Here is a 15,559-nt window from a genome sequence, read left to right as displayed (position 1 = left end):
TGGCCGTTCTATAGAGGGGCCCGCCTGTTCCGATGTGAAGGAGGGCGGTATGCCCGACCCATTACGCCGGGAGACGGCTCCGGTTCCGGCCGGACGCCGGGGCGCCTACCTCGTCGTGCTCGTCCTGCTCCCGTTCGCGGCGCTCGCCGCCGGGGTCGCCGTCGCCTGGGAGGACGGCGTCGGGCCGCGCGACCTGGCCATCGCGGCCGTGCTGTACGTGGTCAACATCTTCGGGATCAGCGTCGGCTACCACCGGCTGCTCACCCACCGCGCGTTCCGCTGCCGCCGGTTCCTGCGCGTCGGGCTGGCGGTGGCGGGCGGGCTGGCGCTGGAGGGCCCGGTGTCGCTGTGGGCGGCCGAGCACCGCCGCCACCACAAGTACGCGGACCGTCCGGGCGACCCGCACTCGCCCTGGGCGTACGGGGATTCGGGGTTCGCGCTGGTCCGGGGCCTGCTGCACGCGCAGATCGGCTGGTTCTCCTCGGCCCGGCGCCGGTCGCTGCGCGAGCACTGGGTGCCGGACCTGCTCGCCGACCCCGACATCCGGCGGCTGGACCGCGCCTATCCGGCGGTGGTCGTCCTGTCGTTCGCGCTGCCCGCCGCCGCGGGGGGCCTGCTGTCGCTGTCGTGGACGGGTGCGCTGACGGCCCTGTTCTGGGGCGGGCTCGTTCGGTACGCCGTCGTCCACCACGTGACCTGGTCGGTCAATTCGGTGGCGCACATGTTCGGGGGGCAGGAGTTCAGGACGCGCGATCGGTCCACGAACGTCCGGTGGGTGGCGATGCTGACCCTGGGCGAGGGGTGGCACAACTGGCACCACGCGGAACCGACGTCCGCGCGTCACGGCGTCCTGCGCGGACAGCACGACGCGAGCGCGTGGCTGATCCGGCGCTTCGAGCGGCTGGGCTGGGCGTACGACGTCCGCTGGCCCGATCCCGAGCGCGTCGCCGCGCGCCGGACGCACCGCGAGGCCGCCCTGACGGACGGCCTCGCGAAGTGACGTGCGGTCAGGCGCGGACGGCCTGGATCTCGAGCTGGATCGCGACCTTGTCGCCGAGCAGCGCCTTGTCGCCGCCGAGCGGGACGTTGAACTCGATGCCCCAGTCCTTGCGGTTGATCTCGGTGCTGGCGGTGAAGCCGGCGCGGAAGCCGCCCCACGGGTCGTCGCCGACGCCGTTGAACTCGACCGCCAGGCTGACCGGACGGGTGACGCCGCGGATCGTGAGGTCGCCGTCCAGGTAGTGGTCGCCGCCCTCGGAGCGGACGCCCGTGGACGTGAACGTCATCGTCGGGTGGTTGTCGACGTCGAGCACGTCGGCCGTCCGGACGTGCTTGTCGCGGTCGGCGTTGCGCGTGTCGATCGACGCCATCTGGATCTCGACGGTGGCGGTGGAGTCGGCCAGCTCCTCGGCGATCTGGAAGGCGCCGGAGAACTCGGTGAAGCTGCCGCGGACCTTGGACATGAGGTGCCGGATCGCGAACGTGACCTCGGAGTGGGACGGGTCGATGTTCCAGGTGCCGGCGGTCAGGCCCGGAGCGACGGCGGCGGTGGCGGTGCCCATGGCGTTCTCCTTACGTTTGAACGTTCAACGATGAACGCTGCGAGGTTAGTTGATTTTTCAAGAACGTGTCAATCGGCGGGGTTGTTCCCGGCGCGGCGTCCGGTTCGTTCCTGGATAGGCTGCGGGACATGCCGACGCCGACCCGTCCGCGCCGCACGCAGGAGGAGCGGACCGCCGCGACCCGCCGCGCCCTGCTGGACGCCACGATCGACTGCCTGGTCGAGTACGGCTACCACGGAACCACGACGACACGGGTAGTAGAGCGCGCCGGGGTGTCCAGAGGTGCACAGGTGCACCACTTCCCGACGAAGAACGCGCTGGTGCTCGCCGCCGTCGAACACCTGGCCCGCCGCCGCGCCGCCCAGTTCCTCACCCACGACCTGGGCCGCCTCGGGTCCGCCGACGACCGCGTCGGCCGCGCCCTGGACCTGGTCTGGGAGGTCTACCAGGGGCCGCTGTTCGACGCGTCGATGGAGCTGTGGGTGGCGTCCCGCACCGACCCGGACCTGCGCGCCCACGTGGCCCGGTTGGAACGCGACGTCACGGCCGGGATCCTGGAGATCGGCCGCGCCCTGCTCGGCGATCGCGTCGAGGACCCGGAGATCCGCAACGACCTCTACCTGGTGCTGGAGACGGTGCGCGGCCTGCGGATGCACCAGTTCGTCCAGCCGACGTCCCCCGACCGCGTGGCCGCCCGCTGGGACCGCACCCGCGAACGCCTGCGCATGATCGTCGGTCGCTGGAACCTGGAGGTAGGGTAGCGATTACTTGATTACATGATTACGAGGGCGGTCGCGATGATCGTGGAGTACATCCGCTACCGGGTGCCCGCCGACCGGGCCGCCGAGTTCGAGGCCGCCTACGGACGGGCCGCCGTGCCGCTCGCCGCCGCGCCGGAGTGCGTGGACTACGAACTCGCCCGCTGCGTGGACGAGCTTGGCGTCTACATCCTGCGCATCACGTGGACGTCCGCCGAGGACCACCGCGACGGCTTCCGCCGGGGCGAGCACTTCGCGGCCTTCTTCGCCGAGATCAAGCCGTACGTCGAGCGGATCGAGGAGATGCGCCACTACGAGCGCACCGCCGTGGTGGGGTCCGGGTCGTCCGTGCCGACGCTCTACGCGTGGGCGGGCGGCGCCGAAGCGTTGGCCCGCCTGACCGAAGCCTTCTACGCCAAGGTGCTGGCCGACGACCTCATCGGCCCGCTGTTCGCCCACATGGACCCGGGCCATCCGCGGTACGTCGCGCTGTGGCTCGGCGAGGTCTTCGGCGGGCCGTCCGCCTACAGCGAGACGCGCGGCGGCTACCACCACATGCTGACGCAGCACCTCGGCAAGGCGATCACCGAACCGCAGCGCCGCCGCTGGGTCGCGCTGCTGATGGACGCCGCCGACGACGTGGAACTCCCCGACGACCCCGAGTTCCGCGCCGCGTTCGCGAGCTACATCGAGTGGGGGACGCGGCTGGCGCTCGGCAACTCCCAGCCCGGCGCGCGCCCGCCCCTGTCGGCGCCGATGCCGCACTGGGGCTGGGGCGTCGCGCCGCCGTACGTCCCCGGGACGTGAGCGTCAGCGCCGGTAGAGCGTGACGACGGCGGCGCCGCCGAGCCCGATGTTGTGCTGGAGGGCGCCGGTGACGCCGTCCACCTGCCGCGCGTCGGCCGTCCCACGCAGCTGCCAGGTCAGCTCGGCGCACTGCGCGAGGCCCGTGGCGCCCAGCGGATGCCCCTTGGAGATCAGCCCGCCGGACGGATTGACGACCCAGCGCCCGCCATAGGTGTTGTCCCCGGCGTCCACGAGCTTGCCGCCCTCGCCTTCGGCGGCGAGCCCGAGCGCCTCGTAGGTGATCAGCTCGTTGGTGGAGAAGCAGTCGTGCAGCTCGACGACCTGGACGTCGTCCACGCCCATCTGCGCCTCGTCGTACGCCCGCTCGGCCGCGAGCCGGCTCATCGTCGCGCCGACGATCGTGATGGCGCTCTTGGACGTGAACGTGTCGGCGGTGTCGGTCACCATGGCCTGCCCCGCGATCTCGACGGCGCGGTCCCACAGGTCGTGCTCGTCCACGAAGCGCTCACTGGCGATGACGGCCGCGCCCGACCCGTCCGACGTGGGCGAGCACTGCAGCTTGGTGAGCGGTTCATAGACCGTCCGGGACGCCAGAATCTCGTCGAGGCTGTACTCGTCCTGAAATTGGGCATAAGGATTGTTCACCGAGTGCCGATGGTTCTTCCGCCCGATCTCAGCGAACTGCTCGGCCGTGGTCCCGTACTTGGCCATATGCTCACGCCCGGCCGCACCGAACATGTAAGGCGCAAGAGGCTCCCCGCCCCACTCAAAAAGCGGAAACAGCTCCTTGAGGTGGTTGAGCATAGGCTGCTCGCGGTCTTCAAACGTAGACCCCAGCGACCCCTTCTGCATCTTCTCGAACCCGAGCGCCAGAACACAGTCCGCAACCCCGGACTTAACAGCCTGCCGAGCAAGAAAAAGCGCAGTAGACCCAGTAGAACAGTTGTTGTTCACATTGACCACAGGAATCCCAGTGATCCCCAGCTCGTACACGGCCCGCTGCCCGGACGTCGACTCGCCGTAGACGTACCCCACGTACGCCTGCTGGACCAGGTCGTACGCGATGCCCGCGTCCGCCAGCGCCTTGCTCCCGGACTCCCGCGCCATGTCGGGGTAGTCCCACTCCCGGCTGCCGGGCTTCTCGAACTTGGTCATGCCGACGCCGACGACGAACGTCCGGTTGCTCATCCACGCCTCCTCATCCGCCTGCGACGCTAGCCCCCTCCAAAGAAACAGTCAAGCCTGTATGTATCTTGCCCGGGCCCCGCCCAGGCCGGGTGAGGCCACGGTGACAACGCGCCGCGTCCACCGGCCGTCCCACCGTCACGCCCCACGCCGCCACCGAGCCCCAGGAGCCACCGTGTACCCGCCGCCACCACCCCCGCTCGCCCCCGCCGGGCCGCCGCCCCGGTCGGTCCCGATGCGGATCGCGATCCTCGCCGGCGGCGGCGCCGGCCTGCTCGGCCTGCTGTTCGGCTGCGGGGCCGGCGTGGGAATCGGCGCAGCGAGCAGCGCTCCGACCGCCACCGCGACGGCGCGCTCGACGGTGACGGTCACGGCGAAGGCCCGCGCGGCGGCCCCCGCCAGAAGGACCGCGGCGCCCTCACCGAGCGCAAAGCCAACCACCGTGCGCATGCCGAACCTGATCGGTCTGAACGGGACCGTGGCGACCAACCGGCTGCGAACGCTCGGCATCACGGACGTCACCTACGGCAGCGCGGACCCGAACGCGTCGGTGGTGCTCCTGCCCCAGAACTGGAAGGTCACCGCCCAGGACCCGGCGCCCGGAAAGAAGGTCCGTCCGAACGTCGCGACAGTGCTGACGATGGTGAAGCAGTAGCCCGAACGGCCCGGCCCTCACCGCGGACGGCGGGCCGTTCGGCCGGGCTTCGGTGTAAGCCTTTCGGGTCTCGTTATGGGAGACGTCGGCATAGCATGCATCGCATGGACGCGCGGCGCTTCAAGGTCGTCTACCGGATCACCTATCCGAACGGGAAAATCTACGTCGGCAGCGACACGACCGGCAGCGCGAACTACTTCGGGAGCGCCAGCAGTGACTTGATCGCGCAGGACTTCACGCGGGAGGAATTGCGGGACTTCACGATCCGCAAGGAGATCCTGTGGGAGTCGCAGGATGCGGCGGACTCCGAGGTCCGCAGGATGGAAGGCGAGTTCATCCGGAAGCTCCGCTCGAACGATCCGTCCATCGGCTATAACCGGACCCACCGGCCCAGGCGCTAGCCGCCGAGGGCCCGCACGCCCGTCCGGGCGCATGGGCGGGGGGTTTGGGGGCAGAAACCGGCAGAGCTGTATGTTTCTGGCAGAGTCCTCCGGAGGTGCGCCATGTCCGAGCCGCAGCTGAACACCGAACGCCTCGGCGTCTGGAGCGACCCGTTCGAGTTCAAGGTCGAGCGGGATCGCACCGTCGCCTACGCCGAGGCGACCAACGATCCGAACCCGCGCTACCTGGACGGGACGATGGCGCCGCCCGTGTTCGCCATCGTCCCGGTGTTCGACGGCATGATCGCGCCGCTGTTCGAGGTCGTCCCGGACAGCCTGATCCCGTTCGTCGTCCACGGCGAGCAGGACATGGTCTTCCACCGGCCGATCGAGCCCGGCATGACGCTGGTGTCGCGGGCGAAGGTGACGGGGTTCTCGTCCAAGACGTCCGGCACGACCGTCGCAGTGAAGCTGGAGAGCCGCACGGACGGCGGCGACCTCGTCAACGAGCAGTGGATGGTCTCGTTCTTCCGCGGCTTCCAGGCGGGCGAAACGGTCGGCGAACTTGCTCCCGCGCACCGCTTCCCCGAGGACCTGCGCGCCGCCGCGCCGCTCGCCGAGGTCGTCCAGCACGTGGACGACGACCAGACGTTCCGCTACGCCGAGGCGTCCGGCGACCCCATGCCGATCCACCTGGACGACGAGTTCGCCCGCTCCGCCGGCCTGCCCGGCATCATCGCCCACGGCCTCTGCACGATGGCCTTCACGTCCCGCGCGGTGATCGAGTCGGCGGCCGACGGCGACCCGTCTCGCCTGCGCCGCCTCGCCGTCCGCTTCTCCCGCCCCGTCCTCCCCGGCCAGGACGTAACAACCCGCATCTGGCGCCAGGACTCCACCACCTTCGCCTTCGAGTCCACCTCCACCACCGGCGACGTCGTCATCAAGGACGGCCTAGCCGAAATCACCCCCTGACCCATCGCGCAGGGCGCGGCAGGCCCAGCCCGCCGCGCCCCGACGTCACGCTCGGCTGAGGACGTCGACGACGGCAGTGACATCCCCGTCGAAGTAGTCGCGGACAACCCCGTGCAGAACCGCGAGCGCCCGGCCGGACGGCGCGGACGGCGCCGCGTCGGCCCCGCTCGCGTTGCCGAGGTCGAGCAGCTTGTGGATCTCGGACGCGCGGTAGCGGCGATGCCCCGACGGAAGCGTGACCGGATGCAACGTCCCGGTCTTGGCCCACCGCGTGACGGTCTTGGGATCGACGCGGAAGAGCTGCGCGACTTCGGCCGGCGTGTAAAGGGTCGGCTGTTCTGGCTGCTTTTTCTGTTTCATCCTCAGTTCCCGGTGAAGGACGGCCCGGCGGTCGGCGCCGTCTGATTCTTGGCGAGCGGCAGGTGGGCTTCCCGACCGCCCCGTCCCCGCTCGGCGGGACGGCGTCGGAGACCGCAGGGAAGGCGTCAGCACGTCCGTTCCTGCCCGCAGGCCAGGGCTGCGCAGACCCATTTGCCGCGCGGCGGCGTCGGCTCGACCCAGTACGCGGAACAAAGGCTCTGGACGATCGCCAGGCCCCACCCGCCGTTGTCATCCCAGTCGCCCTCGCTGAGATCGAGCTTTTCCCGCAGCGACTCGACCTGCTGCGGGCGAGGGAGCGAGGCGGCGCCGTCCCAGACGGCCAGGATGACCTGGTCGCGCTCGACTCGGACGTGAACCGTGACCGTGTCCAGGACACCCGAGGCCTCGATCGCATTGGCCATCAGCTCCCCGACGACCAGGACCGCGTCCGGCACCGCCAGATCCCAGCGGCACAGTGCGTTCCGAACCTGGTCGCGTGCGACCCCGGCGGAGGCGCGCGATGTCGGATACCGCCGTGTCCGCTCTCTCCGGCGTTGCATCGACGGCCTCCTCCAGGACGGCTACCTCGTGTCCTGGACGGTAGGCGCGGACGAGAACGCTCATCGGCAATCCGATGACGGGGTGGCAGTGACGTTCCGGGTCAGCTATCCCAGACGCAGGAGCTTTTCGATCTTCGCGATTCCGGTAGAGACGTCAGAGAAGTGGACCGTCGCCATGCCGAGCTTCTCGGCGGGCGGCAGGTTGTGGGCGGTGTCGTCGACGAACACGCATTCGCGCGCGTCAGTCCCGATCTTCTCGGCGGCCAGCAGGTAGATCTGCGGGTCGGGTTTGCGCAGACCGACCTGGTCGGAGATCACGACGGCGTCGAACCGTTCCTCTAGGTCGTAGCCGTCATAGGGGTCGTACTCGCCGGTGCCCCACGAGTTCGACAGCACCGCCGTGGCGATCCCGGCGGCCCGCGCCCGACCGATCAAATCGAGAACCGGCGGGCACGGCTCCAGGTCGGCCAGCATTCGGCCGAGCAGACCCGTCGAGTCCACGCCGAGCAGGCGAGCAAGAATCCGCTCGTACTCGCGTTGGGGGAGGCTGCCATCCTCGACGCCCGCCAGTGCGGATCTACCTTCGTCGGTGTCGCGCAGGATGTGCTCCACCGCGTTGGCGCCCAAGCCCTCGCGGACGCCGAACGCGCGCAGGGCCGCGTAGAAGTCGGTGGTGACCACGCCGCCGAAATCCACGATCAGCCCGCGATGAGAGGCGGTCATGCCGTGGCCTTCAGCTCGATCAGCTTCTCGCCCAGGCTCCGGACGGCCGGTGTCCGAGTCGCCTTGACGATGTCGTAAAGAGCTTCCACCCTGCGGAGGCTATCGGCGTGCCGCGTCGAGGCGACGATCATCAGCGCGTCGATCGTGTGAGCGGCGCCGTTATCAAGGCTCCGGTCGCGGATGAACCCCTCGGCCAGGTCGATATGTGCGGTATGAACGGTGGCGGCATCGACCAGGCGCTCGCAGGCGAGGTCGTCGCCGCTGTAGGCGGCGTGGAAGGCCCGGCAGCCGAGCGTGAAGGCCATGAGTTCGGGGTCGCCGATCTGCTGGGCGGCACGCGCGGCAATGCTCAAACAGTGTTTCGCGGCCTCGTGATCGCCGACGTCGAGCGTCAGCATCACGCCGATCAACCCGCCCATCTGGCCGATCATCGACACGATCCGGTTCCGATGCTCACCCGCGTCGGGAGCCAGCTCGACCAGGACGTTCATGGTCCCGTAGGCCGGGCCGAGCAGAGCGAACGCCGACACCGACCGGTACGCGCGCGGGTAGCCCAAGGTGGTCTGCTCCAAGCCGGTGAAAGTCTCGTCGTCCAGTCGGACGCGCCCAGCCCGGACGGCTTGCATTCGGCTCGCCGTCTCGTCCGCGTCCGCTTGGCGACCCAGAAGGTCGAGGACTGACACGACGGTGGCGGTCGCCTGCGCGAAGAACCATCGGTGCTGCACCTACCGGGCCAAGCTGAGATTGTCCAGACGGATCACACCCGTCTCGACTTTCGACACCCAGCTCTCACTTCGTCCGATCATGTCGGCGAACTGAATCTGGGCCAGCCCGCGCCGCCGCCGCGCGACGGCGATCCGCTGGCCGACCATTTTGTCGCTCTTGTCCAAGGCGTGCATACCTTCGGGACAGAAGTTGCGTTTCATAGCTCGCGGCCCTGGCGGCGTGCATTCGAGGTGCCGTTGGGGACGCGGACTGCCTCGCTGACGATCTTCGGCGGCGAGCGCGTTGGCGGGGAGATCGACCGGGGCCTCGACGGTGTGTCGAGGGGTCGGCGGTTGTCCTGTGGTGGTGCGGTGTTCAGGGCTCTGACCTGCGTTAACGCTGTCAGATGACGTGGACATCTGTCCGAAAGAGTCCGTCGGACAAGCTGACAACACGATCTTGTTGTGCGTTCACCGATCGCTCCGTGAGGGTGGGGCTTGCCACGGGGACCGGCCGTGGCGGGTCGCGCTTGGGAGGGTCGATGAAGATTCGTGTGTTCGGTGTTGTGCTTGCGGCGGTGGGGCTTGGGTCTTGTCTTGTTGGGGGGTCTGCGGCTTCGGCTGATCAGGGGGTCGGGGTTCGGGCTTTGCCTGTCTTGGACATGGAGGCCACGGTCAAGGCGGCGCAGATTGATCCTCGGCGGGCGGATGACGCGCTCACGCCGGGGGCCAAGGCCAGTGTGCTTCTTGTTGAGCGGGCTTTGGTCGCTCGGCGGTTGCTCGATAAGAAGTGGGTGGACGGGTACTTCGGTACCACCACTGTTGCTGCTTATGTGAAGTATCAGAAGTCGCTCGGGTATTCGGGGCTTGCCGCCAATGGGTTGCCGGGGAAGGCTTCGCTTGTTCGGCTTGGGAGTGGGCGGTTCACGGTTGGGCGGGTTGTTGAGCCGGGGCGTCGGGTTTTTCTGGATGGGTTTGTTGTTAATGCTCGTACGCGGGCGATGCTTGGTGAGGCTGAGCGGCTGGCTGGGCGGGATCTTGTTTTGGAGCAGGGGTCTTATAACCCCGGTGGGGATCCTACTTCTGCTGGGACTCATGACGGGGGCGGTGTCATCGATGTCTCCGTCAAGGGGATGAGTGGCGCCACCCGGACTTCTGTTGCTCGTGCTTTGCGGCGTGTCGGGTTTGCTGCTTGGGTGCGTTCGCCTCAGCAGGGGGACTGGCCTTGGCATATTCATGCCGCCGCGATCAATGACACCGACCTTTCGCCGCAGGCTCAGCATCAGGTCGGCGACTACTACCTCGGGCTCAACGGGCTTGCCAACCGGCGTCCGGACGACGGGCCCAAGGTGCCGATCGTGACGTGGGAGGAATATCGGCGTCGCTGATCTTTTTCGGAATCCGAAACACGCAAGGAAACCCCAGGAGGATGGCATGAAGACGTTCAGCAAGTTCGGTGCCGTGGCGGCTGCCGTGTTCGCGCTCGGCGGGACGGTCGTCGCCCTCGCGTCGCCCGCTTCGGCGGCGGGGCGCAACGGTGTGTGCGACAGCGGCGAGTTCTGTTACTACTACAACAGCGACAACAAGGGGTCGGTGTCGGACTTCACCGGGTCGGTCGCCGATTACGGGGCTTCGCAGCCCTCGTGTTACGACTTCAAGGGGGCGGGGGCCGGTAAGGGCGTCTGCGTGAAGAACCACGCCGCCTCGGTGTGGAACCGCAGTAGTAAGACCGTCCGGGTCTACTACAACAGCAACTACGGCGGCACGTACCAGGACTTCAAGGCCGGTGCCAAGGGCAACCTGAAGGCCGGGCTCAAGAACCAGAACGCCTCGCACCAGTTCGCCCCGGCGTCGCGCACCAACATGTCCTACGCGCTCTACAAGACCAGCGGCGGACGGATCAGCTGCGGCTTCGACGGCTACTCCAGCACCCCCGGGCGGCACGAGGGCATCGACATCGCCCGGCGGGTCGGCTCGAACGTGTACGCCCTGGTCAGTGGGCAGGTCATCTACATCGCGCGCGGGCGCACCGGCAGCGGCGGGCTCTCCACGATCGCCGTCTACAACGCCTCGCTGAAGAAGACCGTGATCTACCTGCACTCCGCTCCGCTGTCCTCGCTGCGGACGGGGCAGACGATCGCGCGCGGCCAGCTCATCGCGCAGGAGTCGTGGCGCGGCGTCTCCAGCAGCGGGGCCGGGCACACGCACGTCGAAATGCGGCTCGGGCGGCAGACGCACGCGGCCAAGAGCGTCGGCGACCCGCACCTGGACAACCCCAACCCGACCTCGTTCTGGCAGTCCCAGGGCTACAACGTCCGCTGACGCGCGGCCTCGGAGAAAGGGACGGCTGTGTCGAGACGGACCATTCGGCGGATCGGTGCGGTGACGGCCGCGGCGGCGCTCGGCGGGACGGCGTTCGTCGTCGCGTCGTCGCCCGCCCTGGCGGCCAGCCGCAACGGTGTGTGCGACAGCGGCGAGTTCTGTTACTACTACAACAGCGACAACAAGGGGTCGGTGTCAGACTTCACCGGATCCGTCGCCGACTATGGCGCGGCGCAGCCGTCGTGCTACGACTTCAAGGGGGGCGGCGCCGGAAAAGGCGTCTGTGTGAAGAACCATGCCGCCTCGGTGTGGAACCGCACCGGTAAGACGGCGCGGGTCTACTTCAACAGCAATTACGGCGGCCGGTATCAGGACTTCAAGGCCGGCGCCAAGGGCAACCTGAACGCGGGGCTGAAGAACCAGAACGCCTCGCACCAGCTCCTGAGTTCGACGCCGCCGAGCCAGTGCAAGACCGACGGCACGAACAGCAAACTGCCCACTTCGATCCTCGTGTACCGGGTGTCCGCCGGACGCGTGGACCGGGTGGACTTCAGGACCTACGTCAAGAACGTCCTGCCCAACGAGTGGAAGGCGGGCTGGCCGCAGGAGTCGCTGAAGGCCGGCGCGATGGCCGTCAAGAGTTACGGCTGGTACTGGGCGCTGCACTCCACGCGCAGAACGTCGTGGAACCAGTGCTTCGACGTCTACGACACCACGTCGAGCCAGGTCTACAAGCCCGGCTCGGCGCAGCAGCGGACCAGCGCCGCCGTGGACGCGACCTGGGGCACCCGGATGACCCGGGACGGGAAGATCCTCCACGCCCAGTACTGCTCGACCACGACCGCGTGCGGCGCGTGGGTCGACGGGAACTGGATGTCGCAGTACGGCTCGCGCGACAAGGCCAACGCGGGCTGGACGTACGCGCGGATCCTCAAGGCCTACTACCGCGGGATCGCGCTCTCCTGAGGAAAGGGTTCCCCGCCGTCCTACGAAACGGCGGGGAACCCCTTCACCGGACGATGAGCTGGAACGTGACCGGACGGCTCCCGGGGAACGCCACCTTCCCGGCCGCGTCCACCATCTTGAACCGGACGTAGCACAGGCCCGGCTTTCTCGGCGTGAGGACGTCCGTGCGGATGTCCACCATCTTCCCGGGCTCGGTGTCGTTCACCGGCACGTCGGAAATGGTCTGGCATTGGTCGGCCCGCTGCGGGACGCCGAGGCGCCGCAGCGAATAGCCCTGCCACGGAACGGTCCCGGAGTTCTTGAACCGCCACACCTTGGTCAGGCTCCGGCCGCCGGGGACGGTCGTGCAGTCGGGCAGCGTGATGTCGGCGATGAACGTCGCCGCGTCGCCCCGGTGCGTCGGCGGGGCCAGCGGCGGGCTGGACGCGTGCACCGGGCAGTCGGCCGCCGACAGCGCCGCCTGCGACGGGTCGGCGGACGGGCCGCGCCCGGATCCGGGACCCCGGCTCAGGAGGGTCGCGCCGATGACCACGGCGCCCACGGCGCCCGCCGCGAGCGCGACCGTGATCGCCGCGCGGGCGGGCCGGCGGCGCACCGGCGCGGGGCCGTCGGCCGCGGTCTCGCCGGGCGCGGTCTCGCCGGGCGCGGCGGGCGTGCGCTCAGGCGTCTCGCGGTACGGCTCGGGAGCGACGGGCTCCAGGGCGCTCTCGGCGCCCGCCGAGCGGACGGCGCGGTTCGCCGCCTCCCAGCGTTCGCGGTAGTCGGCCGGGTCCGCGCCGCACGCCTTGACGAACTCGGCGGTCGTCCCCCAGCTCGGGAGCCGGTTGCCCTTGGTCGCCTCGTGCAGCGTCGTGTGGGAGATCGCCCCGGAGCGTCCGGACATCTCGCGAAAAGACGGGTTGCCGACCGAGGCGCGAAGATCTCGTAAGGCTGATGCGAAGTCACCGATCGTCTCCGCGCGTGCACGCATGTCGCCCACCGGACGAAGTTAACAGCAACGCGAGCGGCCAAGGAACGCCTCCCGCGAGGTGTGTGTTCTGTGTCACGTTTAGTGGGTATGAGTGGTGAATCACCCCTCGTGTGGTGCGGCGTCACCACCCCCCGTCGAGGAGGACGGATGTCCGAATCCTCCCTCTCTGCCAGTGATCTCGAACTGCAGGGCGCCGATCTCGCACTGGTCGTCATCGTCGCCGGAGTCGCGCTGCTCGCCCTCGCCGTCGCCGCCGTCCTCGTCCGCGAAGTGCTCGCGGCGGGCCAGGGCACCGAGAAGATGCGCGAGATAGCGAAGGCCGTCCAGGAGGGCGCGCTCGCCTACCTCCAGCGCCAGTTCCGCACGGTCGCCGTGTTCGTCGTGCTCATCCCGTTCGCCCTGCTCCTGCTCCCCGCCGACGGCACGGGCGAACGGATCGGACGGTCCGTCTTCTTCGTCGTCGGCGCCCTGTTCTCCGCCGCCACCGGCTTCCTCGGCATGTGGCTCGCCGTGCGCGGCAACGTCCGCGTCGCCGCCGCCGCGCGCGACGAGCAGCAGGGCGAGCGCGCCGCGCTGCGCATCGCGTTCCGCACCGGCGGCGTCGCCGGAATGTGCACGGTCGGGCTCGGGCTGTTCGGCGCGGCCGTCGTCGTCCTCGCCTACCGGGGCGACGCCCCCAAGGTGCTGGAGGGCTTCGGGTTCGGCGCCGCGCTGCTCGCCATGTTCATGCGGGTCGGCGGCGGCATCTTCACCAAGGCCGCCGACGTCGGCGCCGACCTGGTCGGCAAGGTCGAGCAGGGCATCCCCGAGGACGATCCACGCAATGCCGCCACCATCGCCGACAACGTGGGCGACAACGTCGGCGACTGCGCGGGCATGGCCGCCGACCTGTTCGAGTCGTACGCGGTGATGCTCGTCGCCGCGCTGATCCTCGGTGTCGCGGCGTTCGGTACGCAGGGGCTCGTTTTCCCGCTGCTCGTACCGATGATCGGCGTCGTGACGGCCGTGATCGGCATCCTCGCCGTCGCCCCCCGCGCCAAGGACCGGACGGGCATGACGGCCATCAACCGCGGCTTCTTCGTATCCGCGATCGTCTCAGCGGTCCTCGTGGCAGTGGCTGCGTTCACCTACCTGCCGTCGTCGTTCGCAGACCTCAAAGGCGTGACCGACCCGCACGTCCGCGCCCTGGACCACGACCCACGGTGGATCGCGCTCGGCGCCGTGCTCATCGGGATCGTCCTCGCGAGCGTCATCCAGCTCCTCACCGGCTACTTCACCGAGACGACGCGCAAACCCGTCCAGGAGGTCGCGAACAGCTCCCGCACCGGCCCGGCCACGGTCGTCCTCGCCGGGATCTCACTCGGCCTGGAGTCCGCCGTCTACACCGCGCTGGTGATCGGCGCGGCCGTCTATGGCGCGTTCCTGCTGGGCTTCGGCAACACGACGGTGGCGCTGTTCGCCGTCGCGATGGCCGGGACGGGCCTGCTCACCACCGTCGGCGTCATCGTGTCGATGGACGCGTTCGGTCCCGTCTCCGACAACGCGCAGGGCATCGCCGAGATGTCCGGCGACGTCACCGGCGAGGCGGCGGCGGTGCTCGAACGCCTCGACGCCGTCGGCAACACCACCAAGGCGATCACCAAGGGCATCGCGATCGCGACGGCCGTCCTCGCCGCGACCGCGCTGTTCGGCTCGTTCCGCACGACGGTCGTGGACGCCCTCGGCGGCACGAGCGCGGACGCCAAGGACGCGCTCGGCCCGTTCGCGTCGTTCAGCCTGTCCATCGACAGCCCGAACGTCCTGGTCGGCCTCATCGCGGGCGGGGCCGTGGTGTTCCTGTTCGCGGGCCTCGCCATCGCGGCCGTCGGACGGGCCGCCGGACGCGTCGTCGTCGAGGTCCGCGAGCAGTTCCGCACCAAGCCCGGCATCATGGACGGCACCGAGAAGCCCGACTACGACCGCGTCGTGGACATCTGCACCCGCGACGCCCAGCGCGAACTGGCCACCCCGGGCCTGCTCGCGATCCTCACCCCGATCGCGCTCGGCTTCGCCCTCGGCTACGCGCCGCTCGGCGCGTTCCTCGGCGGCGCGATCGGCACGGGCGTGCTCATGGCCGTGTTCCTGGCCAACTCCGGCGGCGCCTGGGACAACGCCAAGAAACTGGTCGAAGAGGGCGCGCATGGCGGCAAGGGCGGCGACGCGCACGCCGCGACCGTCATCGGCGACACGGTCGGCGACCCGTTCAAGGACACCGCGGGACCGGCGATCAACCCGCTGATCAAGGTGATGAACCTGGTCGCGCTGCTGATCGCGGACGCCGTCGTCACCCACGCGGGGAACCCGTGGCTGCGGACCGGCATCGCGGTGGCGGCGCTCGCGGTGGTGGTCGCGGCCGTCGTCGTGTCCAAGCGCCGCGCGGACCCGATCGCGGCGGCCTGAACGGCGCGTGCCCCGCCCGGACCCCGCCCCCGGGCGGGACACGCGCGGACCGCCCGTACGCTGGGGACGACCCCAGTCGAGGAGGCGCCCGGTGAGCGGCGGAAAGTCCATGATGTCCGGCCCCAAGGGCTTCACGATCGCCCTGGTCGGGATGCTCGGCATCATTCTCGTCCTGTTCGGCCTCGCGGCCCTGGTG

The 15,559-nt window shown here is 69.4% G+C and carries 17 protein-coding genes and 1 pseudogene; 10 read left to right on the top strand and 8 right to left on the bottom strand.

What is annotated here, in order from left to right; translation table 11 throughout:
- Window positions 1-49 precede the first annotated feature (49 nt).
- A complete protein-coding gene (locus GQ466_RS23500) occupies window positions 50-1,000 on the top strand; it encodes an acyl-CoA desaturase (protein WP_161105157.1) in 951 nt (316 codons plus the stop codon).
- A gap of 7 nt (window positions 1,001-1,007) precedes the next feature.
- Here GQ466_RS23500 and GQ466_RS23495 read toward each other — a convergent pair whose 3' ends face one another.
- Complete coding sequence (locus GQ466_RS23495) at window positions 1,008-1,562, bottom strand: YceI family protein (RefSeq protein ID WP_161105156.1); 555 nt, start codon at window positions 1,560-1,562, stop codon at window positions 1,008-1,010.
- 128 nt (window positions 1,563-1,690) lie between these two features.
- Between GQ466_RS23495 and GQ466_RS23490 the strand changes: the two genes are divergently transcribed.
- Window positions 1,691-2,323, top strand: coding sequence for a TetR/AcrR family transcriptional regulator (locus GQ466_RS23490; RefSeq protein ID WP_161105155.1), 633 nt, complete (start codon window positions 1,691-1,693; stop codon window positions 2,321-2,323).
- 15 nt (window positions 2,324-2,338) lie between these two features.
- Entirely contained in the window at window positions 2,339-3,127 is a 789-nt protein-coding gene (locus GQ466_RS23485; protein WP_237418263.1) for a group II truncated hemoglobin, read from the top strand.
- Between the two features lie 3 nt (window positions 3,128-3,130).
- Here the strand turns inward: GQ466_RS23485 and GQ466_RS23480 are convergent, their stop codons facing one another.
- A complete protein-coding gene (locus GQ466_RS23480) occupies window positions 3,131-4,315 on the bottom strand; it encodes a lipid-transfer protein (protein ID WP_161105154.1) in 1,185 nt (394 codons plus the stop codon).
- Window positions 4,316-4,547: 232 nt separating this feature from the next.
- Here GQ466_RS23480 and GQ466_RS23475 point away from each other — a divergent pair, with 232 nt between their 5' ends.
- The 3 genes from GQ466_RS23475 (at window position 4,548) to GQ466_RS23465 (ending at window position 6,319) form a co-directional block, all read left to right on the top strand.
- On the top strand, window positions 4,548-4,967 hold the full coding sequence (locus GQ466_RS23475) for a PASTA domain-containing protein (protein ID WP_161105153.1): 420 nt from the start codon (window positions 4,548-4,550) through the stop codon (window positions 4,965-4,967).
- Between the two features lie 104 nt (window positions 4,968-5,071).
- Window positions 5,072-5,368 (top strand): GIY-YIG nuclease family protein, encoded by a 297-nt coding sequence (locus GQ466_RS23470; RefSeq protein WP_161105152.1) that lies wholly within the window; start codon window positions 5,072-5,074, stop codon window positions 5,366-5,368.
- Between the two features lie 102 nt (window positions 5,369-5,470).
- Window positions 5,471-6,319 carry a MaoC/PaaZ C-terminal domain-containing protein gene (locus tag GQ466_RS23465; protein ID WP_161105151.1) on the top strand — a complete coding sequence of 283 codons (849 nt, stop codon included), beginning with the start codon at window positions 5,471-5,473 and terminating at the stop codon, window positions 6,317-6,319.
- Between the two features lie 183 nt (window positions 6,320-6,502).
- On the opposite strand, the pseudogene GQ466_RS31905 reads toward GQ466_RS23465, so the two are convergent.
- The 5 genes and pseudogenes from GQ466_RS31905 to GQ466_RS23440 all read right to left on the bottom strand — a co-directional run.
- Window positions 6,503-6,679 (bottom strand): annotated as a pseudogene (locus tag GQ466_RS31905) (BldC family transcriptional regulator); the annotation flags it as partial.
- Between the two features lie 125 nt (window positions 6,680-6,804).
- A complete protein-coding gene (locus GQ466_RS23455; RefSeq protein WP_272918080.1) occupies window positions 6,805-7,239 on the bottom strand; it encodes an ATP-binding protein in 435 nt (144 codons plus the stop codon).
- 105 nt (window positions 7,240-7,344) lie between these two features.
- Window positions 7,345-7,962: an HAD family hydrolase gene (locus GQ466_RS23450; protein ID WP_161105148.1), complete on the bottom strand. Its 618-nt coding sequence runs from the start codon at window positions 7,960-7,962 to the stop codon at window positions 7,345-7,347.
- Entirely contained in the window at window positions 7,959-8,534 is a 576-nt protein-coding gene (locus GQ466_RS23445; protein ID WP_161105147.1) for a hypothetical protein, read from the bottom strand. The genes GQ466_RS23450 and GQ466_RS23445 overlap by 4 nt, the downstream gene beginning before the upstream one ends.
- A 153-nt stretch (window positions 8,535-8,687) precedes the next feature.
- Window positions 8,688-8,852 (bottom strand): helix-turn-helix domain-containing protein, encoded by a 165-nt coding sequence (locus GQ466_RS23440; RefSeq protein WP_161105146.1) that lies wholly within the window; start codon window positions 8,850-8,852, stop codon window positions 8,688-8,690.
- A gap of 356 nt (window positions 8,853-9,208) precedes the next feature.
- On the opposite strand from GQ466_RS23440, the gene GQ466_RS23435 reads away from it, so the two are divergent.
- From GQ466_RS23435 to GQ466_RS30970, 3 genes are read left to right on the top strand one after another with little or no spacing between them, the layout of a single operon-like run.
- Entirely contained in the window at window positions 9,209-10,054 is an 846-nt protein-coding gene (locus GQ466_RS23435; protein WP_161105145.1) for a peptidoglycan-binding protein, read from the top strand.
- Between the two features lie 46 nt (window positions 10,055-10,100).
- The gene (locus GQ466_RS23430; protein WP_161105144.1) at window positions 10,101-10,988 is read left to right on the top strand and encodes a peptidase inhibitor family I36 protein; all 888 of its coding nucleotides are present in this window, start codon (window positions 10,101-10,103) and stop codon (window positions 10,986-10,988) included.
- 60 nt (window positions 10,989-11,048) lie between these two features.
- Window positions 11,049-11,954, top strand: coding sequence for a SpoIID/LytB domain-containing protein (locus tag GQ466_RS30970; RefSeq protein ID WP_202420967.1), 906 nt, complete (start codon window positions 11,049-11,051; stop codon window positions 11,952-11,954).
- 43 nt (window positions 11,955-11,997) lie between these two features.
- On the opposite strand, the gene GQ466_RS23420 is transcribed toward GQ466_RS30970, so the two are convergent.
- The gene (locus tag GQ466_RS23420) at window positions 11,998-12,837 is read right to left on the bottom strand and encodes an NBR1-Ig-like domain-containing protein (protein WP_161105143.1); all 840 of its coding nucleotides are present in this window, start codon (window positions 12,835-12,837) and stop codon (window positions 11,998-12,000) included.
- A gap of 234 nt (window positions 12,838-13,071) precedes the next feature.
- Here GQ466_RS23420 and GQ466_RS23415 point away from each other — a divergent pair, with 234 nt between their 5' ends.
- Window positions 13,072-15,363 (top strand): sodium-translocating pyrophosphatase, encoded by a 2,292-nt coding sequence (locus tag GQ466_RS23415; protein WP_161105142.1) that lies wholly within the window; start codon window positions 13,072-13,074, stop codon window positions 15,361-15,363.
- The last annotated feature ends 196 nt before the right edge of the window (window positions 15,364-15,559 follow it).

The organism is Actinomadura rayongensis (genome assembly GCF_009831215.1).
GTDB lineage: Bacteria > Actinomycetota > Actinomycetes > Streptosporangiales > Streptosporangiaceae > Spirillospora > Spirillospora rayongensis.
Note: the sequence above shows the minus strand (reverse complement) of the source record. Positions and strands in the feature narration are given on the sequence as shown.